Origin of the sequence: Streptomyces sp. NPDC093064 (genome assembly GCF_044754605.1) — a bacterium.
GTDB lineage: Bacteria > Actinomycetota > Actinomycetes > Streptomycetales > Streptomycetaceae > Streptomyces.
On sequence record NZ_JBIVPK010000005.1, the window covers coordinates 236,344 to 262,430 of the forward strand.

General features: G+C 73.0%; 29 protein-coding genes. 11 read left to right on the forward strand and 18 right to left on the reverse strand.

Annotated elements, in window-relative coordinates; genetic code table 11:
• The first annotated feature begins 150 nt into the window (after positions 1 to 150).
• Entirely contained in the window at positions 151 to 876 is a 726-nt protein-coding gene (locus ACIQFZ_RS09175) for a DUF2470 domain-containing protein (RefSeq protein WP_383059135.1), read from the forward strand.
• Here ACIQFZ_RS09175 and ACIQFZ_RS09180 read toward each other — a convergent pair.
• The 4 genes from ACIQFZ_RS09180 to ACIQFZ_RS09195 all read right to left on the reverse strand — a co-directional run bounded on the left by ACIQFZ_RS09180 (position 844) and on the right by ACIQFZ_RS09195 (position 5,380).
• On the reverse strand, positions 844 to 2,091 hold the full coding sequence (locus ACIQFZ_RS09180; RefSeq protein WP_376652747.1) for a lactonase family protein: 1,248 nt from the start codon (positions 2,089 to 2,091) through the stop codon (positions 844 to 846). The genes ACIQFZ_RS09175 and ACIQFZ_RS09180 overlap by 33 nt on opposite strands.
• Positions 2,092 to 2,502: 411 nt before the next feature.
• Positions 2,503 to 3,540, reverse strand: a complete 1,038-nt coding sequence (locus ACIQFZ_RS09185; protein WP_402690925.1) for a hypothetical protein — start codon at positions 3,538 to 3,540, stop codon at positions 2,503 to 2,505.
• Entirely contained in the window at positions 3,537 to 4,832 is a 1,296-nt protein-coding gene (locus ACIQFZ_RS09190) for an aromatic acid exporter family protein (protein WP_402690926.1), read from the reverse strand. Before ACIQFZ_RS09190 ends, ACIQFZ_RS09185 begins: the two co-directional genes overlap by 4 nt.
• Before the next feature lie 53 nt (positions 4,833 to 4,885).
• A complete protein-coding gene (locus ACIQFZ_RS09195; protein WP_383059131.1) occupies positions 4,886 to 5,380 on the reverse strand; it encodes an FBP domain-containing protein in 495 nt (164 codons plus the stop codon).
• Between the two features lie 84 nt (positions 5,381 to 5,464).
• Between ACIQFZ_RS09195 and ACIQFZ_RS09200 the strand changes: the two genes are divergently transcribed.
• The 3 genes from ACIQFZ_RS09200 (at position 5,465) to ACIQFZ_RS09210 (ending at position 9,140) form a co-directional block, all read left to right on the forward strand.
• The gene (locus tag ACIQFZ_RS09200) at positions 5,465 to 6,475 is read left to right on the forward strand and encodes an aminoglycoside phosphotransferase family protein (RefSeq protein ID WP_365422804.1); all 1,011 of its coding nucleotides are present in this window, start codon (positions 5,465 to 5,467) and stop codon (positions 6,473 to 6,475) included.
• 91 nt (positions 6,476 to 6,566) lie between these two features.
• Positions 6,567 to 7,853 (forward strand): ROK family protein, encoded by a 1,287-nt coding sequence (locus tag ACIQFZ_RS09205; protein ID WP_402690927.1) that lies wholly within the window; start codon positions 6,567 to 6,569, stop codon positions 7,851 to 7,853.
• Between the two features lie 75 nt (positions 7,854 to 7,928).
• The gene (locus ACIQFZ_RS09210; RefSeq protein WP_376652745.1) at positions 7,929 to 9,140 is read left to right on the forward strand and encodes a cysteine desulfurase-like protein; all 1,212 of its coding nucleotides are present in this window, start codon (positions 7,929 to 7,931) and stop codon (positions 9,138 to 9,140) included.
• A 36-nt stretch (positions 9,141 to 9,176) separates the two neighbouring features.
• Here the strand turns inward: ACIQFZ_RS09210 and ACIQFZ_RS09215 are convergent, their stop codons facing one another.
• From ACIQFZ_RS09215 to ACIQFZ_RS09225, 3 genes are all read right to left on the reverse strand, one after another.
• The gene (locus tag ACIQFZ_RS09215; RefSeq protein ID WP_402690928.1) at positions 9,177 to 9,986 is read right to left on the reverse strand and encodes an SAM-dependent methyltransferase; all 810 of its coding nucleotides are present in this window, start codon (positions 9,984 to 9,986) and stop codon (positions 9,177 to 9,179) included.
• A 207-nt stretch (positions 9,987 to 10,193) separates the two neighbouring features.
• Complete coding sequence (locus ACIQFZ_RS09220) at positions 10,194 to 10,439, reverse strand: DUF397 domain-containing protein (protein ID WP_365422795.1); 246 nt, start codon at positions 10,437 to 10,439, stop codon at positions 10,194 to 10,196.
• A gap of 3 nt (positions 10,440 to 10,442) precedes the next feature.
• On the reverse strand, positions 10,443 to 11,264 hold the full coding sequence (locus tag ACIQFZ_RS09225; protein ID WP_365778236.1) for a helix-turn-helix transcriptional regulator: 822 nt from the start codon (positions 11,262 to 11,264) through the stop codon (positions 10,443 to 10,445).
• A gap of 409 nt (positions 11,265 to 11,673) precedes the next feature.
• Here ACIQFZ_RS09225 and ACIQFZ_RS09230 point away from each other — a divergent pair, with 409 nt between their 5' ends.
• Both ACIQFZ_RS09230 and ACIQFZ_RS09235 read left to right on the forward strand, forming a co-directional pair.
• Positions 11,674 to 12,180, forward strand: coding sequence for an ATP-binding protein (locus ACIQFZ_RS09230; protein ID WP_365422792.1), 507 nt, complete (start codon positions 11,674 to 11,676; stop codon positions 12,178 to 12,180).
• 251 nt (positions 12,181 to 12,431) lie between these two features.
• Positions 12,432 to 12,941, forward strand: a complete 510-nt coding sequence (locus tag ACIQFZ_RS09235) for a DUF6624 domain-containing protein (RefSeq protein ID WP_402690929.1) — start codon at positions 12,432 to 12,434, stop codon at positions 12,939 to 12,941.
• Positions 12,942 to 13,018: 77 nt separating this feature from the next.
• Here ACIQFZ_RS09235 and ACIQFZ_RS09240 read toward each other — a convergent pair whose 3' ends face one another.
• Together ACIQFZ_RS09240 and ACIQFZ_RS09245 are read right to left on the reverse strand one after the other, a co-directional pair.
• Complete coding sequence (locus ACIQFZ_RS09240; RefSeq protein WP_365422786.1) at positions 13,019 to 14,047, reverse strand: SDR family oxidoreductase; 1,029 nt, start codon at positions 14,045 to 14,047, stop codon at positions 13,019 to 13,021.
• Positions 14,048 to 14,190: 143 nt separating this feature from the next.
• Positions 14,191 to 15,210, reverse strand: a complete 1,020-nt coding sequence (locus ACIQFZ_RS09245; protein WP_365422784.1) for a PHP domain-containing protein — start codon at positions 15,208 to 15,210, stop codon at positions 14,191 to 14,193.
• Positions 15,211 to 15,320: 110 nt separating this feature from the next.
• Between ACIQFZ_RS09245 and ACIQFZ_RS09250 the strand changes: the two genes are divergently transcribed.
• Complete coding sequence (locus ACIQFZ_RS09250; protein WP_365422781.1) at positions 15,321 to 15,554, forward strand: hypothetical protein; 234 nt, start codon at positions 15,321 to 15,323, stop codon at positions 15,552 to 15,554.
• 197 nt (positions 15,555 to 15,751) lie between these two features.
• Here the strand turns inward: ACIQFZ_RS09250 and ACIQFZ_RS09255 are convergent, their stop codons facing one another.
• The 3 genes from ACIQFZ_RS09255 to ACIQFZ_RS09265 form a co-directional block, all read right to left on the reverse strand.
• Positions 15,752 to 17,008 carry a ricin-type beta-trefoil lectin domain protein gene (locus tag ACIQFZ_RS09255; protein WP_402690930.1) on the reverse strand — a complete coding sequence of 419 codons (1,257 nt, stop codon included), beginning with the start codon at positions 17,006 to 17,008 and terminating at the stop codon, positions 15,752 to 15,754.
• A gap of 126 nt (positions 17,009 to 17,134) precedes the next feature.
• On the reverse strand, positions 17,135 to 17,683 hold the full coding sequence (locus ACIQFZ_RS09260; protein ID WP_383059122.1) for a VanZ family protein: 549 nt from the start codon (positions 17,681 to 17,683) through the stop codon (positions 17,135 to 17,137).
• Between the two features lie 94 nt (positions 17,684 to 17,777).
• Entirely contained in the window at positions 17,778 to 18,212 is a 435-nt protein-coding gene (locus ACIQFZ_RS09265; protein WP_383059120.1) for a pentapeptide repeat-containing protein, read from the reverse strand.
• Positions 18,213 to 18,420: 208 nt separating this feature from the next.
• On the opposite strand from ACIQFZ_RS09265, the gene ACIQFZ_RS09270 reads away from it, so the two are divergent.
• Entirely contained in the window at positions 18,421 to 18,633 is a 213-nt protein-coding gene (locus ACIQFZ_RS09270) for a DUF6980 family protein (RefSeq protein WP_376652740.1), read from the forward strand.
• A 38-nt stretch (positions 18,634 to 18,671) separates the two neighbouring features.
• On the opposite strand, the gene ACIQFZ_RS09275 is transcribed toward ACIQFZ_RS09270, so the two are convergent.
• Entirely contained in the window at positions 18,672 to 19,334 is a 663-nt protein-coding gene (locus ACIQFZ_RS09275; RefSeq protein WP_365778472.1) for a DUF4230 domain-containing protein, read from the reverse strand.
• A 190-nt stretch (positions 19,335 to 19,524) separates the two neighbouring features.
• Here ACIQFZ_RS09275 and ACIQFZ_RS09280 point away from each other — a divergent pair, with 190 nt between their 5' ends.
• Together ACIQFZ_RS09280 and ACIQFZ_RS09285 are read left to right on the forward strand one after the other, a co-directional pair.
• Positions 19,525 to 20,493 carry a ribose-phosphate diphosphokinase gene (locus tag ACIQFZ_RS09280; RefSeq protein ID WP_383059185.1) on the forward strand — a complete coding sequence of 323 codons (969 nt, stop codon included), beginning with the start codon at positions 19,525 to 19,527 and terminating at the stop codon, positions 20,491 to 20,493.
• A 165-nt stretch (positions 20,494 to 20,658) separates the two neighbouring features.
• On the forward strand, positions 20,659 to 21,042 hold the full coding sequence (locus ACIQFZ_RS09285) for an anti-sigma factor antagonist (RefSeq protein WP_141355510.1): 384 nt from the start codon (positions 20,659 to 20,661) through the stop codon (positions 21,040 to 21,042).
• 39 nt (positions 21,043 to 21,081) lie between these two features.
• Here ACIQFZ_RS09285 and ACIQFZ_RS09290 read toward each other — a convergent pair whose 3' ends face one another.
• Complete coding sequence (locus tag ACIQFZ_RS09290; protein ID WP_365428669.1) at positions 21,082 to 22,032, reverse strand: NADP-dependent oxidoreductase; 951 nt, start codon at positions 22,030 to 22,032, stop codon at positions 21,082 to 21,084.
• On the opposite strand from ACIQFZ_RS09290, the gene ACIQFZ_RS09295 reads away from it, so the two are divergent.
• On the forward strand, positions 22,031 to 22,159 hold the full coding sequence (locus tag ACIQFZ_RS09295; RefSeq protein WP_402690931.1) for a hypothetical protein: 129 nt from the start codon (positions 22,031 to 22,033) through the stop codon (positions 22,157 to 22,159). The genes ACIQFZ_RS09290 and ACIQFZ_RS09295 overlap by 2 nt on opposite strands.
• Before the next feature lie 135 nt (positions 22,160 to 22,294).
• Here the strand turns inward: ACIQFZ_RS09295 and ACIQFZ_RS09300 are convergent, their stop codons facing one another.
• The 4 genes from ACIQFZ_RS09300 to ACIQFZ_RS09315 all read right to left on the reverse strand — a co-directional run bounded on the left by ACIQFZ_RS09300 (position 22,295) and on the right by ACIQFZ_RS09315 (position 25,844).
• The gene (locus ACIQFZ_RS09300) at positions 22,295 to 22,594 is read right to left on the reverse strand and encodes a DUF4235 domain-containing protein (RefSeq protein ID WP_365428650.1); all 300 of its coding nucleotides are present in this window, start codon (positions 22,592 to 22,594) and stop codon (positions 22,295 to 22,297) included.
• Between the two features lie 80 nt (positions 22,595 to 22,674).
• A complete protein-coding gene (locus ACIQFZ_RS09305) occupies positions 22,675 to 23,694 on the reverse strand; it encodes a glutathione S-transferase family protein (protein ID WP_383059117.1) in 1,020 nt (339 codons plus the stop codon).
• A 192-nt stretch (positions 23,695 to 23,886) separates the two neighbouring features.
• Positions 23,887 to 24,336: a nitroreductase family deazaflavin-dependent oxidoreductase gene (locus ACIQFZ_RS09310; RefSeq protein ID WP_402690932.1), complete on the reverse strand. Its 450-nt coding sequence runs from the start codon at positions 24,334 to 24,336 to the stop codon at positions 23,887 to 23,889.
• Between the two features lie 875 nt (positions 24,337 to 25,211).
• Positions 25,212 to 25,844 carry a LysE family transporter gene (locus tag ACIQFZ_RS09315; protein ID WP_383059114.1) on the reverse strand — a complete coding sequence of 211 codons (633 nt, stop codon included), beginning with the start codon at positions 25,842 to 25,844 and terminating at the stop codon, positions 25,212 to 25,214.
• Positions 25,845 to 26,087 lie beyond the last annotated feature (243 nt).

A 26,087-nucleotide genomic window follows, 5' to 3' on the forward strand; every position in this document is an offset into this window, starting at 1 on the left:
CCGTGCGCCGCTTCACGGCCCTCCGCGCCCGCCGGTCGACCGTGCGCCGTTTCCCGGTTCTCCGCGCCCGCCGGTCGCGGCCCGTCTGGTTGGCACACCCTCCGATCTTCGATAGGTTAGGCAAGCCTTACCTAAGAAGGAGGTTGAGGGATGGACGACAGTCAGACCTGGACGGCGGCGCCCGCGGCGGCACAGCGGGCGCGGTCCCTGCTCGCCGCCGCATGGTCGTGCGCGGTGACCGCGGAGGGCGGACGGGAGGAGTACGTGGGCGCCCACACCGTGAGCGAGGACGGCCGCGTACTCCTGCAGGTGCCCGAGGACGGCGCCCTGCGCACCGCCGCGATCTGCGCGCCGCGCGGTGAGCCGTCCGCCGTCCTGGAGTTCGCCGACGTCGCCCCCGTCCCCGTACGCAACCGGATCCGCGCCCGGCTCTGGCTCGCCGGCCGGCTCGTCCCCGAGGCGCGGCACCTGGCGTTCCACCCCACGCGCATCGTGCTGCGGCAGCCGCCCGGCGCGGTCGTCGTCGGAGCCGAGGAGTTCACCGCCGCCGCGCCCGACCCGCTCGCCCTGGCGGAGGCCGGTCTGCTCACCCACCTCGCCGACGCCCACCCCGAGGCGGTGGAGCGGCTGACCCGGCTGGTCGGACCCGACAGCCTGCACGGCGCGGTGCGCGTCCGGCCGCTCGCCGTCGACCGGCACGGACTGACTCTGCGCATCGAGCGCGCCCGTACCCACGGCGACGTACGCCTGCCGTTCCACGCGCCCGCCGACGACCTCGCCGCGCTCACCGAGCGCATGCACGTCCTGCTTCTCCAGGCGGGCGCCGCCTCCTGCCCGCGCGCCCTACAGCGGCAGCGCGCAGACGGCGACGGGTGAGGGGAACGGCGTACCCGCCAGGCGCAGCGCGCCGTTCGCGCGGTCGACGTGGAAGACGCTGACCGTGCTCGACTTCTGGTTCGCGGCGAACAGCAGCGCGCCGTCCGGTGAGAAGGCGATCTGACGCGGAAAGTCGCCCGCGACCGGTGTCGTGCCCAGCAGCTTCAGCCGGGCCCCGCCCGCCACCACGGCGTACCGAGCCAGGGTGTTGTGGCCCCGGTTGGCCAGGTAGGCGAACCGGCCGTCGGCCGTGACGAGGACCTGCGACGGGTAGTTCTTGCCCGGGCCCCCGCCCGTCGACTCCGTCGCGCCGATGGTCAGCCGGCCGGTGGGCCGGTCGTACGTACAGACCGCGACGGTGTCGTCGACCTCGTTGGCGAGATAGGCGTACCGGCCGCCCGGGTGGAAGGTCAGTTGACGCGGTCCGGCGCCCGGCCGGGTGTGCGCCTGGGAGACCTCCGTGAGGCGGCCCGTGCGGGTGTTCAGGCGATAGGTGTAGACGGTGTCGGTGCCGAGGTCCACGGCGAGGACGTGACCGCCGTCGGGGCTGGTGATGACCTGGTGGGCGTGTGGCCCCTGCTGTCCGGGGCCGGGCCGCGGGCTGGTGTGGGTGACCAGGTCGGCCCGCTCGCCCAGCGCGCCCGAGGCGGCTATCGGGTGCACGGCCACGCTGCCGGAACCGTAGTTGGCGCTCAGCAGCCAGCGCCCGCTCGGGTGCACGGACAGATGGCTGGGCCCCGACCCGCCGGTGCTCCGGGTGCCCAGCACCCTCCGGTCGGCGAGCCGCACCGCGGTCACCCCGCCGTTCTGCCGCTCGTCGACCGCGTACAGCGTGCGGCCGTCGGGATGCACGGCGAGGTACGACGGGTCGGCGACCCCGGCGACGGCGCCCCGGCCGCCGACGGCACCCGACACCGGGTCGTACACCGCCAGGCCGATGCCCTTGCCGCCGCCCGGCACGGAGGTGTACGTGCCCAGGTACAGGGGCCGGGGGCCGGACCGTCTCGCCGCCGGCTGCCGACCGCTCGCGGCGGCCTCCGGCGCGCTCTCGGGCGCGGACCCCGCCCGCGGTGTCGCGGGCGCCGGGACCGCCAGCACGGCGACGGCTCCCGTCAGCGCCCCGACGAACTGCCGCCTGCTCCAGCCTCCCCCGGGTTCCCGGCGTCGCCCGAGCAGGGGGGACCCCTGCCGCGACGCCCTCGCACCACTGTCCATGCCCGCACCTCAGGTCGTCGGCTGCCCCGGTCGTGACTGCCACCTTGACGCGCGCCACCGCTCCCACGCAAACGCAGCGGAACGCGTCCAGGGTCGCGTGGGGCGGCAGCCCGGTGCGGGCCTGCCCGGAGCGTCTTTTCCTGCCACGGCTCGTGGCCGTCACCGGCCAGTCACCGGCCGGCCGCACCGTCGGCAGGACGTCGCGGCTGGGTAGCGGCTGCTTGTCGTGGCTGTCGCCGCGCCGGTCGTCCACGATCCCCCGGAAAAACCGGTCGCCCAGGTCGTGTGCACCGCCGGTGTGCTTCGGCCGGAGCCCGGCGCTCGGTGCGGTACCACGATGGTCGGCCGGGTCCGGGTGGACGCGTGGACCGCCGGCATCCACGCGTCCCGTGAGGTGGCACTCTGGTGCGTCTACCAGTCCCCGTCCTCCACCGGCTTGCCCGGAGCGTCCTTGAGGGGTCGCACCTGCTGCGGTGACGGTTCCTGCCACGGCTCGTGGTCGTCGCCGAGCCAGTCCCCGGCCGGCCGCACCCCCGACAGGGGTTCGGTGGGGGAGAGGTCCTCGGCGTCCTGGTCGTAGTAGTCGAACCAGGGCAGTCCGGCGCTCGTGTACGCGGCGCGGTCCACGGGCGACGGCGGGGGAGCCTCGCCGGTGATGCGGCGCCACTGCGGAGGCGTCACCAGGTGCACGAACACCCGCCCCGCGGGCCGCTCGGACCAGGCGCCCGGCGGCCGGTCGTCCCGGTACACCTCCTGGCGCATGGAGCCGCCGACACCGAGCCCCATCGCGGGCGCGGCCCGGCGCGGGGCGGCCGGCGCGGCGCCGGGCGCGGGCGCCGCCGCTGCCGCCATGGGGGCGGCACCGCAGATCTGGGCCGACAGGGCCGTCTCCTGCCGCAGCCGCCGCCGCTCCTCCTTGCGCCACCGGCCCAGTTCGTCATCGTTCAGCGGGAACGACTGCAACTGCACGCCGCCCCACACCTCCTCGCCCGTGACCTGGCCCTCGACGCTCGCCCCCAGGCCCAGCGGCACGGCGACGAACTGCCGCACGGTGCCCTTGCCGGAGTTGATGCCGTCCAGCCACGGCTGGCGGGGCAGCACCACGTAGTTCTGCGGGTCCCGGGACAGCCGGTCGCTCCAGGGCCGGCCCGACACCGCGCACACCTTGCCCACGCCGACCTGGAGGGCGGCCGGCTCGGTCGTGCCCGCGAAGCTCAGCCACATCGCCTCGCGCAGATACACCGGCAGCATCACGCCGCCGCGCGCCCGCCACTCCTCGGGCACCGAGTCCGCGTAGTCGGCCACCCGCCGGACCGGGAACTCGCCCAGCCCAGGCGGCAGCGGATGCGTACCCGTCTCCGGCAGCCGCAGGGTGCGCACGAACCGCACCGCCACACCGCCCGGCAGCCGCAGCGTGTTCCCGTCGATCCGCACCTTCGAGTCGGTCATGCCTGCTCCCCTCCCGCCGTCGTAGGACCGCGCCCCTCACGCACAGAACGCCGCGCGACGCCCTCGTGGTTCCGCCGCTGCCCGACCGGGGCGCCCAGCCGGTCCCCGAGCCGGGTCAGCCGCGGGGCGCGCTCGCGCTGGGCGCGGGTGTACCGGTCCAGCTCCTCCAGGAGCCGGCGGGAGCGGTGCTCGGTGTCCATCTCGTCGATGATGCGGTCGACCTCGGTGAGCACCGCGCCGTAAAGCTGCCACTGGCCCATGTCCCGCCGCGCCTCGTCCAGCAGCAGCCGCGCCACCTTGTCGCGGGTGGCCGAGGTCTGCCGCAGCTGGGCGGCCAGCCGGGACTCGGCTTCCTCGGCGCTCACGCTGACGTCCGTGGTGACGAGCACCGAGAAGCTGACCACCGCGTCGGCGATCTCGCACAGCAGCTCCTGCACCAGGGCTCCGGTCTGTGGAGAGAACATCGGCTCGGGGGCCCGCTGCTTCGTCAGGTCGGTGAAGCTGCGCGCCAGCACCCGCAGAACGACCGTGCAGATCTCCAGCGTGTCCAGACCCGTGCGCAGCACCACCCGGTGCAGCAGGCCCTCGCGCACCCGCGGATTGAGCCGCAGGCTGTCCTCGGCCTGCCGGAGGGCGGCGTCCACCTCGGAGATGTCGTGGTCCAGTCGGCGCGCCTCGTGCAGCCGCTCCGCGGCGCGCTCCACGGGCGGATGCCCGGCCGCCTCCTCGCCCAGCCGCAGCATCAGCTGCCGCACGCGGCGGGCCAGGCCCTCGATCGACGCACCGGCCTGTTCGGTCCATACCGGGGGAGCGAGCAGCAGATTGCAGCCGAGGCCGACCACCGCGCCGATCAGCGTCTCCTCGACCCGCGCGGAGGCGGTACTGCCGACGGCGGTGACGCCGAGGACCAGCATCGCGCTGATCGCCACCTCGGGCACGAACTCGTCCACCCGCACCAGGTGCCCGACCGCCAGCGCCGCCAGGATCACCAGTGCGAGACTCCACCAGGTCAGCCCCACCAGCAGGGAGAAGGCGATGGCCACGAGCACTCCGGCCACTACGGAGTTCACCCGGCGGATGCCGGTGGTCAGCGTGGAGTAGAGGGTCACCTGGACGACGAGCAGAGCCGTCAGCGGCGCGGTCAGCGGCGCGGGCTCGGGACTCAGCCGCAACGCGATCACATACGCGATCGTCGCCGCGGTCGTGGAGCGCAGCGCCTGTACGACCACGGGGTCCCGGTGCCGCTTGGCCAGCCGAACCAGGGACGAGGTCCAGTCACGTACCTTCCGCATCCCTTGCGCTGTTCCCCGATCGCGCAGGGGTCGAACGTGACCGGGCGGTGCGGTCAGGCGTACAGCTTGTCGAGGAAGGCCGCCAGGTTGGTCGTGGTGCGGGCGATCTGCTGCTCCAGGGTGAGGCTCTCCTCGAAGCGCGCGCCGGAGTCCGGGACCTTCTTTCCGCGCACGTAGAGGGAGCAGGCGAGGTCGGTGCACATGTACACGCCGACCGAGTTGCCTTCGCGGCCCGCCGTTCCGGCCTTGCGGGCGGTCATCAGGGAGACCCCGCCCCCGCGGTGGGTGGTCAGGCACAGCGAGCACATGCTGCGGTGCAGGAACCCGCGCTGCGAGGCGGGGAAGCGCAGGGTCACGCCCATGAGCCGGCCCTCCCGCTCGGTGACCAGATAGCTGCGATCGGGCGCTCCCGGATCGCGCCAGCCCAGGAAGTCCAGATCGTCCCAGGGGCGGTCACCGAGGTCGCGGGGTAGCGGCAGGCGCTTGGCCTCGCCCTGGGAGCAGTTGACGAACGAGTCGCGGACGTCCTGCTCGGACAGTGATCTCATGGGGGGCCTCCGGGAGGGTGCGAGAAATTGCCTAAGGGGATTAGTTTTGCGGCTAGGGTAAGCAGGATCCGAAAGGGGGGTCCAATGGATTTCGGTGAACCGGACACACCGCCGACGCGGTCGTGGGGGCGGGCCCGGCGCGTTCTGCGGGCCGCGGGTGTCCCGCCCGGCCGGCTCGCCCGGCTCCGCGCACTGGGCGGCGGCACGTACAACACGGTCGAGGAGCTGTGCCTGGCCGACGGCACCCGGTACGTGCTGAAGGTCCCGCCCGCCCCGACCGCGCCCGGTCTGCGCTACGAGAGGGACCTCCTCGTCGGCGAGGCCGAGTTCTGCCGCGGGGCCGGACGGGCCGGAGTACCGGCGCCGCGCGTGGTCGCGGTGGGCGAGGAGGCGGGCCGGCGCCACCTGCTGATGACGGCTTGCCCCGGCGAGCCGTGGGACGCGTCGGTGACGGACGCCGAAGCGGCGGACCTGCGCACCCGGCTGGGCGGCCAGGTGGCCCGGCTGCACCAGGTGACCGGCCCCGGCTTCGGCTACCCCTCCGGCGTGCTCGGCCCGCTCGCCCCGGACTGGCGCACCGCCTTCACGGCCATGTACGCCGCCGTCCTCGACGACGCCCGCCGCTACGGAGCCCGGCTGCCCCGGCCCGCCGACGAGATCGCCCGCACGGCCGCGGCCGCGTACGGCGCCCTGGACGAGGTCGCCGTACCCCGCCTGGTCCACTTCGACCTGTGGCCCGGCAACGTCCTGGTCGACCGCTCGGAGGGCGGTGTCCGCATCGGGGGCCTGATCGACGGCGAGCGCATGTTCTGGGGCGATCCGGCGGCCGACTTCGTCTCGCTCGCGCTGCTCGGGGACATCCTCGAGGACCGGGCGTTCCTCGCGGGCTACCGCGCGGCGGGCGGCCGGGCCGGGTTCGGGCGGACGGCCCGCCTGCGGCTCGCCCTGTACCGCAGCTACCTTTACCTGGTCATGCTCACCGAGGTGATTCCGCGCGCCCTGGGGCAGGAGCACGAACGCTGGACGCGCGACCATGTCGCCCCTGAACTGTCCGCCGCGATCGAGGAGATCGGCCGCCTTACCGTCACCTCTTAATTTATTGCGTGGACTAAGGGATCGCAGAAGTCGCGCCCAGACGGCCCGCGGCGGTATGTTGCAGCTCGGGCACGGTTCGGGAGGGAGCCACATGGCGGGGCGGAACGGGCGCACGGTGCGCGATCTCAGAAGGGGCAACCGCTCGGCCGTACTGCAACGGCTCTACTTCGACGGCCCCCTCAGCCGCTTCGAACTCGGCCCCGCCACCGGCCTGAGCTCCGGCTCGGTCAGCAACGTCGTCGCCGACCTGGTCGCCGACGGCCTCGTCGAGGAGGCCGGCAGCGTCGACTCCGACGGCGGCCGCCCGCGCACCCTGCTGCGCGTCGCGCCGGGCAGCGGCCACATGATCGGCGTCGACGTCGGCGAGACCCGGGTCCGCGTCGAGCTGTTCGACCTCACCCTCACCGAACTGGCGCGCACCGAACGGCCGCTGGAGTCACAGGGCTACGACGTCGACGTGATCACCGGACACATCCGGGACGGGATCGCCGAGGTCCTGACCGCGGCCGGCCTGCCCCCGGAGCGCCTCCTCGGGGTCGGGATCGGCGTCCCCGGCATCGTCGAGCCCACCCCCGACCGCGGTGCCGTCGTGCACGGGCAGACCATCGGCTGGGACGCGGTACCCCTGGAGTCCCTGCTCCGCGCCGGCTCCCGGCTCCCGGACGGCGTCCCGTACTTCATCGACAACGGCGCCAAGACGCTTGGCCAGGCCGAGATGTGGTTCGGCGCCGGCCGTGGCGCGGGCAACGCGGTCGTGGTGCTCTTCGGCTCCGGAGTCGGCGCCTGCCTGGTCACCACCGAGGTCGAGCGCGGCCGGGCCGTGGAGTGGGGGCATCTGACGGTACGCGTACGGGGGCGCCGCTGCCGCTGCGGCTCCCTGGGCTGCCTGGAGGCGTACGCCGGCGCGGAATCCCTGCTGGCCCGCTGGCTCGAGGAGGGCGGCCGGCCGCCGCGGGACACCGACGAGGAGACCGCACTGACCGCCCTGCTGGCCGCCGCCTACCCGCCCGAGGGCACCGCCGCCGACCCCGTGGCGCTCGCCGTGCTGGAGGAGACCGCCGAATACCTGGGCGCCGGCCTGTCCGACCTGATCAACCTCTTCCAGCCCGAGCGCATCCTCATCGGTGGCTGGGCCGGCCTCCAGCTCGGCCCCCGCTTCCTGCCCGCGGTACGCCGCCACGCGACCGCCTACGCCCTGCGCCACCCCGCCGAGCGGGTCACCATCGACCTGGGCAGACTCGGCCCGGACGCGGTCACCGTCGGCGCCGCGATCCTCCCCCTCGCCGACTTCTTCACCCGCGGCGGCCGCCGCGCCGACCCGGCCCCCAAGGACCCGGTCCCGGCCTGGCAGACGGCCCTGGAGGAACGCAGGACGTAGGGGGCTGTCCTTGGGGCGCGGTGCGATGGATCATGGGGGCGCATCCCGCACCAGGAGCGTTCGAAGGAGTCGTCCGTGACGCATGACATCGCCGGTGTCCGCGCGCAGTTTCCCGCCCTGAAGGCCGGGTGGGCTCATTTCGACGGGCCGGGCGGCAGCCAGACACCGCAGCCGGTCATCGACGCCGTCGCCGACGCGCTCGCGGGTCCGCTGTCCAACCGGGGGCTGACGACGGCGGGCGAGCGCAACGCCGAGGACTGCGTCGCCACCGCCCGCGAGGCCATGGCGGACCTCCTGGGCGCGGAGCCGGCCGGAGTCGTCTTCGGGCGCAGCGCGACCCAGTTGACGTACGACTTCTCGCGCACGCTGGCCCGGACGTGGGCGCCCGGCGACGAGGTCGTCGTCACCCGGCTCGACCACGACGCCAACATCCGGCCCTGGGTCCAGGCCGCCGAGGCCGTGGGAGCCGTCGTGCGCTGGGCCGACTTCGACCCGGCCACCGGCGAACTGACCGCGCGGCACCTCGCGGACCAGCTGTCCGACCGCACCCGGCTGGTCGCGGTCACCGCCGCCTCCAACCTGATCGGCACCCGCCCGGACCTGCCCGCGATCGCCGCCCTGGCCCACGAGCGCGGCGCCCTGCTCTACGTGGACGGCGTGCACCACACCGCCCACGCCGCGGTCGACCTCGCCGCCCTGGGCGCGGACTTCTTCGCCTGCTCCCCGTACAAGTTCCTCGGCCCGCACCTCGGCGTCGTGGCGAGCCGCCCGGACCTGCTGGAGACGCTGCGCCCGGACAAGCTGCTGCCCTCGTCCGACGCGGTGCCCGAGCGCTTCGAACTCGGCACCCTGCCCTACGAACTGCTGGCCGGCACCCGGGCCGCCGTGGACTTCCTCGCCGGGATGGATCCGTCGGCGCGCGGCACCCGGCGGGAACGGCTGCTCGCCTCCTTCGGCTCACTTGAACGGCACGAGGACGCCCTGCGCCACCGGATCGAGGAGGGGCTGTCCCGCCTCCCGGGGATCACCGTGCACTCGCGCGCGGCCGAGCGCACCCCGACCCTGCTGCTGACCATCGAGGGCCGCAGCACCGTCGACGCCTACCGCCACCTGGCCGAACGCGCCGTCGCGGCGCCGTCGGGCGCGTTCTACGCCCTGGAGGCCTCCCGCCGGCTCGGCCTGGGCGACACCGGCGGGCTGCGGATCGGACTGGCCCCGTACAACGACGACGAGGACGTCGACCGGCTCCTGGAGGGGCTGGCGGACTTCCTCCGCACGGCGCCGTAGACCGGGGCGCGGCCCCGCGAGTCCAGCCCCCGGGTGTCAGGGCTTGCGGGCCACGCCGCCGTGGATGTCCGTGGGCTCGGGCCTGCCGCCCGGCTCGGGACGCCACAGCGGGCAGGAGACGATGCCGGGCTCGAACAGCTCAAGGCCCTCGTAGTAGGCGACCAGCTGCTCCGGACTGCGCAGCACGTACGGGACGGCGCCGGTGTCGTCGTAGCCCTGCTGGGCCTCCTTGAGCGCCCGGTCGGTGTCGGTGCTGTCGTAGTGCACGAAGCAGCTGCCGGAGGGCAGGGCGGCCTGGAGGCGGCGGACGATCGACTTCGCCTCCTCGTAGTCCTGGATGTGGCCGAGGATGCCCATCAGCATCAGGGCCACCGGCTGGTCGAAGTCGAGGATCTTGCCCGCCCGCTCGATGATCGCCTCGGGGTCGTGCAGGTCCGCGTCGATGTACTCGGTCAGTCCCTCGGGGGTGCTGGTGAGCAGGGCCTGGGCGTGGCGCAGCACCAGCGGGTCGTTGTCGACGTAGACGATGCGCGACTTTGGGGCGATGCGCTGGGCGACCTGGTGGGTGTTGTCGTAGGTCGGCAGTCCGGTGCCGATGTCGAGGAACTGGCGGATGCCGAGGTCGCCGGCCACATAGGTCACGGCGCGGACCAGGTACTGGCGGGAGGCGCGGGCCATCGTCGCGATGGTCGGCGCGTGCTCGCGGTAGGCGTCGCCCGCGACCCGGTCGACCTCGTAGTTGTCCTTGCCGCCCATCCAGTAGTTCCAGATGCGGGCCGAGTGCGGCACCGTGGTGTCGATCTTGGACATCGCGTCCTGGTCCGGGGTGAGCTCGCCGTCTGCCATGAGGGGTCTCCTGCCGTGCGTCCCGCGGTCGGTGTCTGTATTCAACTTAGCGTCAACACCCTTATGCGTGGCCCGAGTTCAGGATGATGTCGACGAGGGGGCGGGCTGCGGACCGGACCCGGACGCGGGCCCGGCCTGTCCCGCGGGTTGCGGGGCCGGCCGGGGCTGTTCCGTTCGTTTCGGGACCGGTTTGTGTCCGGTTCCGGCTCAGTCCACCAGGAAGTCCGCCTGGCCCGCCTTGACGCCCCGGAGGAACGCGATCATCTCGTCCCGGCTGTAGAGCAGTGCGGGCCCCTCGGGGTCGGTGGACTGGCGGAGGGCGACCGTGCCGTCGGGTAGGCGCTTGGCCTCGACGCAGGAGCCGCCGTTGGTGCCGCTCCAGGGCTTGTGCCAGCCCTCGGTGCCCAGGTCACCGGCCGGTATGCCGCTGTGGATGGGAGCGTTGGATGCCATGGATCACAACTCCTTACGCAGTTCGCCCAGGATGTCCCTGGTCCGTGCGACCGGTTCCGCCTGCACGGACATCCGGTCCAGAACTTCGAGATAGGTCACGACGTCCTCCGGCCGGTCGTAGTACACCGAACCCGCGAGGTTCTCGGTGTAGACGACGTCCGGCAGTTCGGAGAAGCCGAAGCGGAAGTGGTGGAAGGGGCCGAAGGCGCCCGGGTGGGCCCCCACCCTGTAGGGCATGACCTGGATGCTGACCTTCGGCATCCGGAGCACCTCGACGAGCCGGTCCAGTTGGGCCCGCATCACCTCGGGGCCGCCGACGGGACGGCGCAGCACCGTCTCGTCCACGATGGCCCACATGGCCGGACCGCCCGGCTTGGCGAGCAGGTCCTGGCGTCTCAGGCGCAGGGCCACGCGACGGGCGACCTCCTCCTTCGACTCGTTGGGGAAGCCGACCCGCATCAGCGCGGTCGCGTAGTCGCGGGTCTGCAACAGGCCGGGCACGTAATGGGGTTCGTAGAGGCGGATGACGCTGGCCTCGCTCTCCAGGCTCACGTACGCCTTGAACCACTCCGGCAGCACGTCGCGGTACTTGTACCACCAGCCGGGCCGGTTGGCCTCCCGGGCCAGGGTGACGAAGTCGTCGATCTCCGCCGCGGGGACGCCGTAGGTGCGCAACAACTCCTTGACGTACGGGATGCGCAGGCCGACCTCGGCCTTCTCTATCCGGCGGACCGTCAACGGCGTGACCTCGATGGCCCGTGCCGCGTCCTCGAAGGAGACCCCGGCCTGCTCCCGCAGGTGCCGCAGACGCTTGCCGAGGACCATCCGCAGGACGGTGGGCGCGCTCCCGCCTGAGCGGTTCTCCCTCACGTCCTACCTCCCGAACGGCCGACTTCGCGTGCAGTGTGACACGGCGTCGCGGACGCAGACAGGGTGTTGGCGAACGTTCTGAAATTATCAGAACGCAGGTTGCGGGCCGAGTGTGTCCGAGACCATAGTGACGGGGAGAGCTGTCGCGCAGCGGGTCGTCCCGTCAGCCAACTGTGCTTTTCCGCAAGAAAACTGACGTCTTGTCAGATGTGAACCCGGCCCACACGGGAACGCGACGCGAGACCTGGATGGCCATCGTGACCGACGGACAGTCGAGGAGCCCGGACCCCGGCCCCGCCCGTACGCGGACGAGGGCGGCCGTCCTGACGCAGGGCGCCGCGCCGCCGCGTCCGAAGGAGGACCGATGACGGCATCCAGCGCCCGGCGCCCCGGGCCGCCGCCCGCACCGGCGGTCACCGGGCACCGTCCGGCCGGCCCCGCCGGGGCCGCCGCGGACGAACCCTTCCGCGTCCGCTCCACCGTGCCCGCCGACCCCTCCTGGGCGGCGGCCGTACGGCGACTGGTCGCCGAGCAGTTCGCCCGGCTGCCGCTGTCGGCAGATCAGCGCGACGGCGCGGTGCTCGCCGCGGACGAACTGTTCGCCAACGCGGTCAAGCACGCGCGCACCGACCCGGACGACACGGTCACCGTGACCGTCGAGTGGAGCGCGCACACCCTCCGCGTGACGGTGGCGGACTCCTCGCCGGTGCTGCCGCGACCGCGACCGGCGGACGCGGACGCGGAGTCGGGACGCGGACTCGCCATCGTGGCCGCGCTGGCGGACGACTGGGGCATGGCGCCGCCCGAACCCGGCCGCCCCGGCAAGAGAGTGTGGTTCACGCTGCGCCGCCGCTGGGGCACGGCACCATGACGGCCTCCCCGGACCCTCCCCTGGGCACGCCCACGACATCCCGCGGACCGGACGCCTCGGACGGGAGCCCCGCGGTCCTGCCCGCCCGCGCGGCCTCGGGCGCACCGGTGACGGGACCGGCCGAGGCGACGGTGCCGTCGGCGGGGCGGGATGCGGTGTCGCTGGCTGGGCGGGATGCGGTGCCGACAGCGGGGCGGGATGCGGTGTCGCTGGCTGGGCGGGATGCGGTGCCGGCGGTAGGGCAGGACGCGATGCCGCTGGTCGGGGAGGCCGCCTCCCTGGTGGCGGCCGAGTTGGTGCGCAGGGCCGACGCGGACCGGGAGTCGACGCGGGAGGCGGGGGCCGCGCCCACGGCGGAGCGGCGACGGAGTGTGGCCCGGTGCCGCCGGGACAACGCCGAGGCGCTCGCGGTGATCGTGCGCCTGCACGGCTGGCCGACCGTTGAGGCCGTCGGCGGGGCCGCCTCGACGGCTGCCCTGATGATTCTGCTGCACGCCCCGGACCTGGGCTTCCGGCTGCGGTGCCGGGATCTGATCGCCCAGGCCACCGCGGACGGCCGGTGCCCCGCGGTGCACCTGGCCTACATCGCCGATCACTGCGCCGTGGAACTGGGCGAGCCGCAGTTCTACGGCACGCGGATCAACCCCGTGACGTTGCACCCGTACCCCGTGCGCCGCCCGCAGACCCTCGACGAGCGCCGCCGGGACGTCGGCCTCGGTCCGCTGGACGAACAGATGCGGGCGCTGCGGGCGCACGGCTGACACCTTCGGGGCCGTGGCCGGGCTTTCCTCGGGAGACCCCTGCCGATGCCGAGCGCAGGCCCCGGCGCGGCCCTGGCTCACCCGGCCTTGCGGCCCCGCAGCGGCTCCGTGTCCCCGCCCTCGCCCCGCTGCAACCCCTGGAGGAACTCCTGGAGGACCTCCGTCGCCGTACGCTCCGGGCGCCAGCCCAGTTCGGTGTGGGCCCGGGTGCAGTCCATCAGGGGGAGGTGGAGGACCGCGTCGAACAGCTGGGGGGAGGCGGGCAGCAGGCGCAGCCCCCACGCGGCGGCGATCGCCGAGCGGGCGGCGGTGCGCGGCAGCCGTACAGGCCGGGAGCCGAGCAGCTCGCCCAGCACCTGCGCGTCGAGCGGCGGCTCGGCGGCCAGATTGAACGCTCCCCGCACCTCGTGCGCGAGCGCCAGTCGGTAGGCCCGGGCGGCGTCGTCCGTGTGCAGCGCCTGCACCCGCAGGCCCGGGACGTCCGGGAGGAACGGCATCAGCTCGGGCCGGGCCAGCTGCCCCGGCAGGAACCGGCCGCCGAAGATCCGGCGCTGCTCGCTCGCCGACTCCCGCTTGAACAGGAAGGCCGGGCGCATCCGGACCACCCGTACGTCCGGATGGTCCCGCTCGAAGGTGTCCAGGGCCCGTTCCAGATACGCCTTCTCCCGGGAGTACGCGGCGTCCGGCCAGCCGTGGGTCGGCCACGACTCGTCCACCGCGTGGTCCTTCGGCCCGGGTGAGTACGCGCCGACCGACGAGGCGTGCACCAGGACCGGCACCCGTGCGGCGGCCACCGCGTCGAAGACCCGGATGCTCCCCAGCACGTTGGTGCGCCAGGTGGCCGCCGGATCGTGCGTGGGCTGGAAGGCCCAGGCCAGATGGATCACGGCGTCGGCGCCCGCGAACTCCCCGGCCAGCCCGGACTGCTCGAAGGACACGTCCACCGCCGACCACTGCGTCTTCGGCGGCGACCACTGCGGGATCCGGCGGGCCAGTCCCCGGATGGACCCGATCTCCGGATCCTCGGAGAGGACGCGCACGACACTCGTGCCGACATTGCCGGTGGCGCCCGTGACGACGACCCGGCTGCCCGAAGCGCTGCTCACCCTCGGCTCCTCTCGGCGGCGGCTGACAGTGCGGTCCACCGAGTACCCGGTCCCGGCCGGCCGACGCGGACGCACGGGCGCGGGCGCGGACCGCATGGACGAGCCGCACGGACGAGCGCCGAAGGATGCGTGGGCGGCACGCCTCACGGCGTCCGGCGCTCGCGGGTCCAGTCCAGCAACTGCTCCCCGGTCCACGTGGTCACCACGCGCTCCGGGGGCACCCCGCACTCCTCGGCCCGCGCGCACCCGTGGATCTGCCAGTCCAGCTGGCCGGGCGCGTGGGCGTCGGTGTCGATGGAGAACAGCACGCCGGCCTCGACGGCCCGGCGCAGCAGCCGCCGCGGCGGGTCCAGCCGCTCCGGGCGGCTGTTGATCTCCACGGCCGTGCCGGTCTCGGCGCACGCGGCGAACACCGCGTCCGCGTCGAACTCCGACTCCGGCCGACCCCGCCCGGTCAGCAGCCGTCCGGTGCAGTGGCCGAGGACGTCGGAGTGCGGATCGCGTACGGCGGCCACCATGCGGCGGGTCATCGACCGGGCGTCCATCCGCAGTTTGGAGTGCACCGACACGACCACGACGTCCAGCCGTTCCAGCAGCTCCGGCTCCTGGTCGAGCGAGCCGTCGTCGAGGATGTCGCACTCGATGCCGGTCAGCAGCCGGAACGGCGCCCATGTCCGGTTCAGCTCCGCGACCACCTTCAGCTGCTCGCGCAGCCGCTCGGCGGACAGCCCGCGGGCCACCGTCAGCCGCGGCGAGTGGTCCGTGAGCACCGCCCACTCGTGCCCGAGGCGCGCCGCGGTCCGGCCCATCTCCCCGATCGGGCTACCGCCGTCGGACCAGTCGGAGTGCAGATGGCAGTCGCCGCGCAGCAGCGCCCGCAGCCGTTCGCCGCCCGCGACGAGCGGTTCGTCCGCCTCGTCCTCCAGGTTCCGCAGATAGCCGGGCACCTGCCCGGCCAGTGCCTCCCGTACCACCTGGGCGGTTTTCGGACCGACGCCCTTGAGTGACTGGAGCGTCCCGGCCGTGGCGCGCTCGGCCACCTCGTGCTCGGGCAGCCCGGACAGCACCTGGGCGGCGGTGCGGAAGGCGCGCACCCGGTAGGTGGGCGCCAGGGACCGCTCCAGCAGGAAGGCGATCCGGTCCAGTGCCTCGACAGGGTCCATCGCCACCTCCACCCCCAGGGTTCCCCGGCGCCACCGGGACCGCACCACACGGCACTCCGGTGTGTCCAATGGAAGCCCGTCGCCGCGGGCGGCGTTTTACCCTTGAAGGTATGACCGAAGCTGCCCTGCACATCTCCCGGCCGCGGATCCTGGTGCTCGCCGTGCAGCCGGGCAGTCCGCCCTTCCGTATCGTGGAGATCGACGGTGAGGTGATCGGCGAGGCGAAGACCGTCATCGACGTCCTGGAAGCCGCCGCCGCCTTCGGTATCAGCATCCACGACCTCGACGATCCGGACGTGATCCGCTGGGTCGGCGGCGACAAGTTCACCTGGACCGTGCACTAGGCCCTGTCGTCACATTCCCGCCTGCCCCGCGACGCCTGGCACGCACTCTCGCCACACCGGGCGAAAGCCCAAGTACGTCCAGTACGAGGACTTCCGCCCGGCACGCCGAGAGCACGCACCAGACGCCGCGGAGCCGCCCTTCGGGCGACGACGGGAATGTGACGACAGGACCTAGCCGTCAGCGCCGGTCCACGGGCTCAGCCCACCGTCCACTTCTGGTTGGCGCCGCCCGTGCAGGTCCAGATCTGGAGCCGGGTGCCGTTGGCGGAGTTGTTTCCGGTGACGTCCAGACACTTGTTCGCCTGCGGGTTGACGATGTCGTGCGCCGAGGAGACGACCCACTTCTGGTTCGCGCCGCCGCCGCAGTCCCACAACTGGACGGTGGAGCCGTCCGCGGTGCCGCGGTCCGTGATGTCCAGGCACTTGCCGAGCGCGCGCAGGGTGCCGTCCGAGGCGACCGTCCACTGCTGGGCCGCGGTGCCGTTGCAGTCGTAGAGCTGCACCGGGGTGCCGTTGGCGGAGTTCGCCCCGGCCACGTCCACGCACTTGCCGGCCAGCCCGCGGATCGCGCCGCCGACGGACGTGTCGCTCGTGGTCACCGAGACCGAGTCGACCACGAGCTGCTGCGGGAAGGAGGTGGAGCCGTCCGGGTCGCCCGGCCAGTAGCCGCCCACGGCCAGGTTCAGGATCAGGAAGAACGGCTTGTTGAACACCCACGTCCTGCCGCCCAGGTCGGCCGGCGTGCGCCGCTGGTAGACGTTGCCGTCCACGGACCAGGTGATCGAGTCCGGCGCCCAGTCGACGGCGAAGGTGTGGAAGGCGTCCGCGAAGGCCTGTCCGTTCGGCAGCGTGTAGCCCGCGCCGATGCCGCCCGAGCCGGAGTAGCCGGGGCCGTGGATGGTGCCGTGGACGGTGGACGGCTCGAAACCGACGTTCTCCATGATGTCGATCTCGCCGGAGTCGGGCCAGTTGACCGGTGTCCCGAGCATCCAGAACGCGGGCCACATGCCCTGCCCCCGCGGGACCTTCATCCGGGCCTCGACGTGCCCGTACTGTGCGGTGAACTTCCCGGAGGTGTTCAGGCGGGCCGAGGTGTACTGGCAGGTGCCGTACCAGCACTGGTAGTTGGAAGGGTTCTCGCGCCGGGCGGTGATCACCAGATGGCCCTGGCCGTCAAGGGCCGCGTTCTTGTTGCCCGACGTGTAGTACTGCCGTTCGTGGTTGTTGACGTTGTCGCCGGTCTCGATCTGCCACTTGGAGGAGTCGACGGCCGCGCCGGCGGGGCCGTCGAAGTTGTCGGAGAACGTGACGGCGGCGGCCGCCTTCGGGGTGGCCGCCGTGGGGGTGGCCGCCTTCGGGGAGTCGGCCCGCGCCGGGCCGACGGCGGCGGAGCCGACCAGGACGGCGGACAGGGCGGCGAACAGGCATCTGCGGAGCAGGCGTGGACGGGCCACGGCTCTCCCTTCCGTGCGGCGGTCCGGGCCCGGGCCGCCGACCGTTGTGGGGGGTGAATGTGTCGCCCTTGATTCAAGGAGTGAGATAAGGGGCCGTCAATATGTGGTACGGACCAATTCCGGCCATCACTCACGCGGCTTGCGCGCGTGCACGGCCCGGCCCATCCTCCGGCCCAGGAGCAGGTAACCCAGCAGTGCGCCCGTGGTGTTGAGGACGACGTCGTCGATGTCGAAGGCCCGCCCGGTGATCAGGGCGCCCTGCGCGAACTCCACCAGCAGCATCACCGTCGCGGTCAGCAGCAGCACCCGCAGGACTCCGCGGGCCCCCGGCGCCACGACCGGCACCAGCACGCCGAACGGCACACCGAGCAGCACGTTTCCGCCGATCTGCTTGACCGCCTCCTGCGCCCCCGCCCCCTCCAGATAGGCCCGAAGCGAGCTTCCCGGACGCAGATTGCTGTGCGCGATGGACGCCGACGCGGGCGACGGCTCCAGCGTCAACTGTGCCAGGACGACCGCGAACGCCACCATGAAGGCGAAGGCGCACAGCATCGCCAGCAGCCGCAGCGGCCAGGCCAGCGGCCGACGGGCACCTCCGGCCCGCCTCTCGGCGGTCCCGGACCGGCCCTTGCGCCGGCGGAAAACGGTACGCGGACTGATCGCCACACGGGCCATGCTGGTCCTCCCGGTCGCCAACTCCCCTGCTATGTAGGTCGGTTACCCGCGAACCCGCCGAGGATGCCCTGCTCTGCCCGGCCTGGGCGCGGCTCTACACCGTGGGGTCGGCCTCGGCCGGCCATCCGATGACGTCCTCCAACTGGACGTCGCGCAGGATCGCTCCCTCGAGGCGGACTCCGGTGACATTGGTGAGGCCGTGCGGTGGTCTGCCGCTGTTCACCAGGTCGAACCTGGCGTCGGTGAGGTCCGCGTCGCGGAGGTCGGCATCGCGGAGATCACAGCCGGACAGCGACACTCCGCGAAGTGACGCCCCGCGCAGGTCCGCACCGCTCAGATCGCAGAACGTGAACGAGCAGCCGTCCAGGGTGGCCTGCCGCAGATCGGCTCCCGCGAACGAGCATCGCGTGAAGCGCAACTCCGAGGGGCGAGCAGAGGCCAGAGCGTGGCCGGTGAAGTCCTCCCCGTTCAGGGCCGTGCAGCGCGGGAGCGTGGCGAGTCGATTCCTCGCGTTCAGGGACGTGGTCATGGGCGCCGGCCTGCCAGCCGCCCCCGACGGGAGCCCGCGGATTTCCCACGGCCCGCCGCGACCGTGGACGATCGGGGGCGCGCCAGGGGCTACGCGCAACCTCAAGCCCGCGCGCACGCCGCATGGTCCGCGCCCTGCGCTGAGCTGCGGCGGCTCACGTGCAACAGTGGGGCTCCCGAGACGAACATGGCTACGAGAAGCCGAGGTCATGAGCAACCACTGCTGTGATGCGATGAGCAGCCACGTGAACAGGCGCTGCGACCAGCACGACGACCCCTTCGCCTGTCCGGACGTCCTGATCGGCTACAGCGCCGAGTCCCAGGAGTACGGGCTGATCATCCACGATGGCGGCACATCGAGCATCACCATCGACTTCTGTCCCTGGTGCGGACGACGTCTCCCGGTGTCGCCGCGGGAGTGACGGAACGTCCTGCGCACGCGCCGGATGGAGCCGGCCGCTCAGGGCCCGTACGTGACGTGTACCTCCTTGAAACCGAGGGACTTGAGCAGGCCCTCGAGCATGCCGGTGGTGTTGGTCTCGGCCCGTGCCGTCAGGCCGCTGTCCTTCGCCGCGTCGGCGATGTGCTTGACCGCGAGCCGCTGTACGGCCTGCTCGCTGTTGGGGTTGTCGGAGAACAGGTCGCCCAGGCGGTCGAGCAGACCGCGCTGCTTGGAGACGGCGTAGGAGTGGTCCGCGTCCAGGGCCGGGCGACCGAGCCGTGCGTGCGGCAGCCGCAGCGTGGCCGAGGTGCGGTCACCGTCGACCGTCACGTCCTTGTCGCCGAGCCGGCCGAGGTCCACGTAGGCGTCCACGGTGCCGGCCCCGACGTACAGGGTGCGGGTGCCGCGGATCGCGTCGGGCAGGTACTTGCTGTCCTTCTCCAGGTCCACGACGACCTGGAAGTTGCCGGAGGCGGCGTCGTAACGGCTCAGGTCCTGGATCGACTTCAAGAGCGCGGGGCCCGAGCGGTCGTGCGTCTCGGTGCCGAACAGGTCCTTGATGCCGGGCAGCACGGCCAGCGCGACACCGGCGAACAGCAGCGCGAGCACCATCACGACGGCACTCACCGCCTTCGCCCAGCCGGGCATGCGCCGGGTGGCTCGCTCGGGGGGAGTCGTCATCCCAGGTTCTCCTTCCTCCCTCCTGAGAATGCCCGCCAAATCCGTTGACAGACAGGACAGTTGGCCGGGCCCAGGGCGGTTGCGGCCCGCCGGGGGCCCGTCTCGCCCCGGCGGCGGCGTACCGCGGCCCGTCACCGGGCGATCAGTAGCATGAGCCGGGAGTCGGAAAATGATCAGCGAGGAGCGGATCGTGCGAGACATCGCGGTGTTCAGCGGCAGCGCCCACCCCGACCTGGCGGCGGAGGTCTGCGCCCATCTGGGTGTGCCCCTCAGCCCGGCGCGGGTCAGCCGGTTCGCCAACGACTGCCTGGAGGTGCAGCTCCGGGCGAACTGCCGGGAGCGGGACGTCTTCCTCATCCAACCGCTGGTCAAGCCGGTGCAGGAGCATCTCGTGGAGCTGCTGCTGATGTGCGACGCGGCCCGCGGCGCCTCCGCCGGGCGGATCACCGTCGTGATGCCGCACTACTCCTACGCCCGCTCCGACAAGAAGGACGCGCCGCGCATCTCGCTGGGCGGCCGGCTGGTGGCCGATCTGCTGGTCGCGGCGGGCGCGAGCCGTGTCCTGGCGATGACGCTGCACGCCCCGCAGGTGCACGGTTTCTTCTCGGTGCCCGTCGACCATCTGCACGCGCTGCGTGAACTCGCCGAGCACTTCCGGCAGTACGACCTGTCCCGCACCACCGTGGTCTCCCCGGACCTGGGCAACGCCAAGGAGGCGGCCGCGTTCGCCCGGATGATCGGGGCCCGGGTGGCCGCCGGGGCCAAGCAGCGCTACGCCGACGACCGGGTGACCATCAGTTCCGTCATCGGTGATGTGGCCGGGCGGGACGTCATCGTGCTGGACGACGAGATCGCCAAGGGCAGCACGGTGCTCGAACTGCTCGATCGGCTCCGTGAGTTGGGGCCACGCTCCATCCGTGTCGCCTGCACCCACGGCCTGTTCGCGGCGGGCGCCCTCAAACGGCTGACCGAGCAGAGCGACGTCCTGGAGATCGTGTGCACCAACACCGTGCCGGTGCCGGTGGGGGACGAGGAGCACCGGGCCCACAAGGACAAGCTGCGGATCCTGTCCATCGCCCCGGCCCTCGCGGAGGCCGTACGCCGCATCCACAACGGCGAATCGGTCAGCGCTCTGTTCGACGCGCCGCCCACCGAGTAGCCGCAGTCGGCTGCAATTCGGAGACATATGTCAACCGAACATGCTGAAATTCACTCCTACGAGGGTAACTTGCAGAACGGGTAGGGGTGTTTGGCCCCGAAGGCCGGGGGATGCTGTGATCTCCGAGCCCGTCGTACTTGGAGCCGGTTGGAGGGGAATGCCGTCGTGCAGCAGGATCCCGCGCCGCCGTTCACCCGGCATCTGCGCGTCCATCGGGACCGCGGGCACACCGTGCTGGAGTTCCGCGGCGAGATCGACATCGCCGCGGAGGCGCAGATCGCCCCCCACATCGACCGGGCCACCGCACGGCCCGGGGCCCGGGTCGTGATCGACCTGAGCCGGGTGGACTTCTTCGACTGCTCAGGGCTGCGCCTGCTGTACCGGGCCCGCGGCCGGGTCCTCGACCACGGCGGAGAGCTGCACCTGGTGTGCACGCACCCGCTGACCCTGCGCATCCTGAAGGTCACCGGGCTGTCCCGGCTGCTGCCCCCGCAGCCGACGCTGGAGGCGGCGCTGGAACAGCACGGGGCAGCGTCCGGCTCCGTGTGAGCGGGCACATCGCCGTACGGTGTGCCCGGTCCCCGGGCGTCAGTCCATGAGCAGGACCAGCTTGCCCGTGGTGCGGCCGGTTTCGCCGAGCTCGTGCGCCCTGGCGGCCTCGGCCAGTGGGAAGGTGCCGGCGATCGTGGCGCGCAGCCTGCCCTGTTCGACGAGCTGCGCGACCGCCTTCATGCCGTGGTGGTCGGCGTCGACGAGCATCCGGACCGCCCGGACGCCGAGCCGCTCGGCCTCGTGGTAGAGGTCGTCGGAGCCGACCGGCAGGATCGACACCAGGAGCCCGCCCGGGCGCAGCACCCGCAGCGAACGGAGCGAGGTGTCGCCGCCGATGGTGTCCAGCACGACGTCGACGTCCCGTACCGCCTCGGTGAAGTCGGTGGAGCGGTAGTCGACCGGCTCGTCCACGCCGATGCCGCGCAGGAAGTCGTGCTTGCCCGCGCCGGCGGTGCCGAAGACGTACGCGCCGCGCGCCTTGGCGATCTGCACGGCCACATGACCGACCCCGCCGGCCGCCGCGTGGATCAGCACCCGCTGCCCCTCCCGGAGATCCGCCCGCTCCACCAGCGCCTGCCACGCGGTCAGCGACACCAGCGGCAGCGCGCCCGCCCCGGTGTGGTCGATCCCGCCCGGCTTCGGCGCGAAGGCCCGGGCCGGAGCGGTCACGTACTCGGCGTGCGAGCCGTGGCCGAACGGGTACGGCAGCATGCCGAACACCTCGTCCCCGGGCCGGAAGAGGGAGGCTCCGATGCCCGTCGCCTCGACCACCCCGGAGACGTCCCAGCCCAGGACGAACGGCGGTTCACCGAGGAAGCCGCCGTTGGCCCGGTGTTTCCAGTCCGTGGGGTTCACCCCGGCGGCGCGCACCCGCACAAGCACCTCGTTGGGCCTGGGCACGGGCCGCTCCAGTTCGATTTCCCGCAGCACCTCGGGACCGCCGAGGACGTCCTGACCGATCGCGCGCATCGTCTCCATGCGGTTCATGGTGAACCAGTCCGTCCGCGTCGGCCCGCTCATCCGGCGGCGCGTCACGCGGCCCGGACTCACCTGGCGCTGCGAGGACCTGGCGGGCAGTCAGATCGGCCGGGGTTCGCCCGCCGTGCGTGCCTGAATCCGCGGGGCCGGGATATCAGGGAAGTAGGGGCGGCGGGACACTCATGCCCCGCCACCGGACCCTACTGGTGACGGCCGGCCGCCCTGCCGGGTGCCGCGCCCGGCGCGGTCGCCGGGTCCACGGACGTACGGGTCAGTCGTGGTCGTCCCTGACCTTGGCGGGCCAGACGCCGAGCGAGCGCTCGACGGCGGTGGCGCCCGCTCGGTCGACGGCGCTGCGCACGACGGCGAAGATGGCGCCCTGGACGGCCGCGGCGAGCAGGATCTCGCCCCAGCGGCGGTCCTCGTCGAGCGCCTCGGGAGCCTCCTCCTCGTGGCGGATGGCCTTCCACGTCGCGCGGAACGCCAAGCCCGCCAGCGTGCCGCCGACCCAGCCCAGCACGAAGCCGACGGGCTGGTAGGCGAGCGGGATCTTGTGCTTCTTCTTGGCCATCGGTGTCTCCTCTGCCGGTACGGGGAGTTGCCGGTACGGGGGTTGCCGGTACGGGGGTTGCCGGTACGGGCCCGGGGCCGTCAGGGCCGGCCTCGCGGCGGAACCTCCTCGCCGGGCCGTACGGGACCCGGAGGGGTCCCGTCGCCGAAGGGGCGCCCGCCGAGTTCCTCGCGGTGATGCGGGCTCAGCCAGCCCGAAAGGTCCGGTCCGAGCGGCACGATCCGGGTCGGGTTGAGGCCCGTGTGCACCTGGTAGTAGTGCCGCTTGATGTGGTCGAAGTCGACCGTGTCCCCGAAACCGGGAGTCTGGTACAGGTCCCGGCTGTACGCCCACAGCACGGGGTTCTCGGCGAGCTTCCACAGGTTGCACTTGAAGTGGCCGTGGTAGACGGCGTCGAACCGGACCAGCGTGGTGAACAGCCGGATGTCCGCCTCGGTGATCGTGTCGCCCATGAGGTAGCGCTGCCCGGCCAGGCGGGACGCCAGCAGCTCCAGCCGCCGGAACACGCCCGCGCAGGCGGCCTCGTACTCCTCCTGGTCCGTGGCGAAGCCCGCCCGGTACACGCCGTTGTTGAGGTCCTCGTAGACCTCCGCCATCACTGTGTCGATCTCGTCGCGCCGCGCCCGCGGGTACAGATCCGGCGCGCCCGGCCGGTGCAGCGCGCTCCACTCGGTGGCGAGGTCGAGCGTGATCTGCTGGAAGTCGTTGGTGACCAGCTCGCCGCTGGGCACGTCGACGACCGCGGGGACGCTCACCCCGCCGGGGTAGCCGGTCTCCCGCCGGTCGTAGGCCTCGCTGAGGAAACGGATCCCGAGCACGGGATCCCGGCCGTCGGCGTCGAGTGTGAAACGCCAGCTCCGGTCGTCCTGGATCGGATCCACGACGGCCAGCGACAGGGCGTCCTCCAGCCCCAGCAGCCGTCGTGAGACCAGTGACCTGCTCGCCCACGGGCAGGCACGGCTGACCACCAGCCGGTAGCGCCCGGCCTCCACCGGCCAGCCGTCCCGCCCGTCGGCGGTGATCCGGTCCGCGAAGTGGCTCCTGGACCGCTTGAAGGCCTTGTGGCCGTAGGCGCTGTTGCCGTCGCCCCCGCCGCTCATGTGTCCTCCCTGCTCGACGGATGTCCTGGTGAACACGTTCCCCGAAATCCGCCGGCGGCACGGCGTGGGGCGCGGCGGCGGGGGAGCGGGCACGAAAGGGCCCCGCCGCGACGGGGGAGCGCGGCGGGGCCTGACAGACGCATGCCCGGACGGGACGGGCTCATGCCTCCCGGCCGGATTTTCTCTCGCGGCTCAGATCCCGGCGGCCGGTTCCAGCACGAAGACCGGGATCTCCCGCGAGGTCTTCTCCTGGTACTCGGCGTACGGGGGGAACGCGGCCACGGCCCGCTTCCACCAGCGCGCCTTCTCCGCGCCGGTGACCTCACGGGCCGTCATGTCCTGCTTGACCGGACCGTCCTGGAGCTCGACGCGGGGGTCGGCCCTGAGGTTGAAGTACCAGAACGGGTGCTTGGGCGCACCGCCCTGGGAGGCCACCACGGCGTACTGCCCCTCGTGCTCCACGCGCATCAGCGGTGTCTTGCGGATCCTGCCGCTCCGAGCGCCCACGGTGGTCAGCAGGATCACGGGCAGTCCCGTGTCCAGCAGCGTGGTTCCCTTGGTGCCGCCGGAGCCCTCGTACAGCTCCACCTGCTCCCGCACCCACTGGGTCGGGCTGGGCTCGTACTCGCCCTCAAGAGCCATGCCGGCCGTCCTCTCGTCGCATCCCGTGACTGATGGTGCAACGCCATTCAACATCCGCACCCCCACGATTCATCCCCACCGCGCCGCCCCTACGCACGGCACACGTACGCCACCCTGCGGGCGGACTCCGCCACCTCACGGGCGGGCCGTGCCCCCGTGGGCGCACGGCGTCCCCCTGCGGGCGGCAGCCTCCCCCTGCGGGTGGATTCCTCGCGGGCGGGCCGTGTCGCTCCGCGGGTGCGGCGTCCGCCGCGGGCGGGGGAGCGTCTCCCCGCGAGCAGTTCTCGTTCCGCGCGGGCGGGCCGCGTTGCCTCGCGGGTGTACGGCGTCCTCTGCGGGCGGGGAAGTGTCTCCCTCCGGGCGGATCTCGTTCCGTGCGGGCGGGCCGTCTCCCTCCGCGGGCACGCGGCGCCGCCTGTGCGCGGTCCTCGTTCCGCGCGGGCGGGCCGGGTCCCCCGTGGACGCACGGCGTCTCCCTGCGGGCGGCCCGTGTCCCTCGTGGGCGCAGGGTGTCCTTTGCGGGTGGGCTGCGTTTCTCGCGGGCGGCTGTCACTGCGGCAGACGGCGCGGGCCACGTTCCGCGCGGGTGGGCTGCGTCACCTCACGGGCGGGCCGGGTCGCCCCGCCGGCACACGGCGGCCCCTCCGGGCGGATCTCGTTCCGTGCGGGCGGGCCGGGCCCCTCGTAGGCGCACGGCGTCCTCTGCGGACGGCGCTCGTCCCGTGCAGGCGGACCGCGTTCCCCCTTGGACACACGGCGCCCCCCGGGCGGACCTCGCCCCGCGGCTGGACCTCGCCCACCGCGCCGCCCTGTGGGCGGGACGCGTCCCTCGCGGGCGGGGCGCCTCCCCGCGGGTGCACCGCGGCCGGGGCTGCTTACCCCGGCGGCAGCAGCATTCGTACTGCCAGTGCCGTGATTACGGTGCTGGACGCCAGGGTTGTCACCAGGCGTCCCCGGTGGCTCGTCAGGGTGCGGCCGAGCAGGGCGCCGCCGCCGGCGAGCAGGAGTTGCCAGCTGGCGGAGGCGGCGAGGGCCGCCAGTACGAACACCGCCTGCTGGGACGGTGGCGCGGCCTGTGTGCCCCGGGTACCGAGCACCAGCGCCGCGAAGTAGACCAGCGTGGTGGGGTTGAGCAGGGTGATGCCGAGCAGCGCCAGGTACGCACGGGCCGGGCTCGGCGGCGGTGGGTCGGTCCGGGCGGCGAGCCGGTGTCCGCGGTACCGCCGCACCGCGCCGACCGCGCCCCGGACGGCCAGCGCGGCGAGCAGCAGGGCCGACGCCCAGCGCAGCGGCACGAGGGCCGGCCGCAGCGCGGCGGCCAGCGCCGAGCCGCCGAGGGTGGCGAGCAGGGCGTAGAGGCCGTCGGCCGTCGCCACGCCGAGCGCGGCGCACACACCGGTCCGCAGGGACGTACGGGCGGTCAGGGTGACGAGATAGGTCGCGACGGCGCCGACGGGCACGGCGATGCCGTAGCCCGCGAGCAGGCCCGCGACGAGCGCGGCGCTCACGACCGCGGCGGACCGGGCCTCCGCGGACGGCCGGGCTGCTGCTGGGACCGCGCGGAGAGATCGGCGGCGGACGGCAGCGGCGGGAACACATCGGTCGTGGACATGGCCGGATCCTGCAGCCCGCGCCGTTTCGGCGGCAACCGAATTACGATGCGGAATGGGTGGTTCCCAGCCGGATCCCAGCCAGATCCCGCAGGTCCCCGATCTGGCCGAACTTGATGTCGTGTCCTAGGTGCCCCGGGC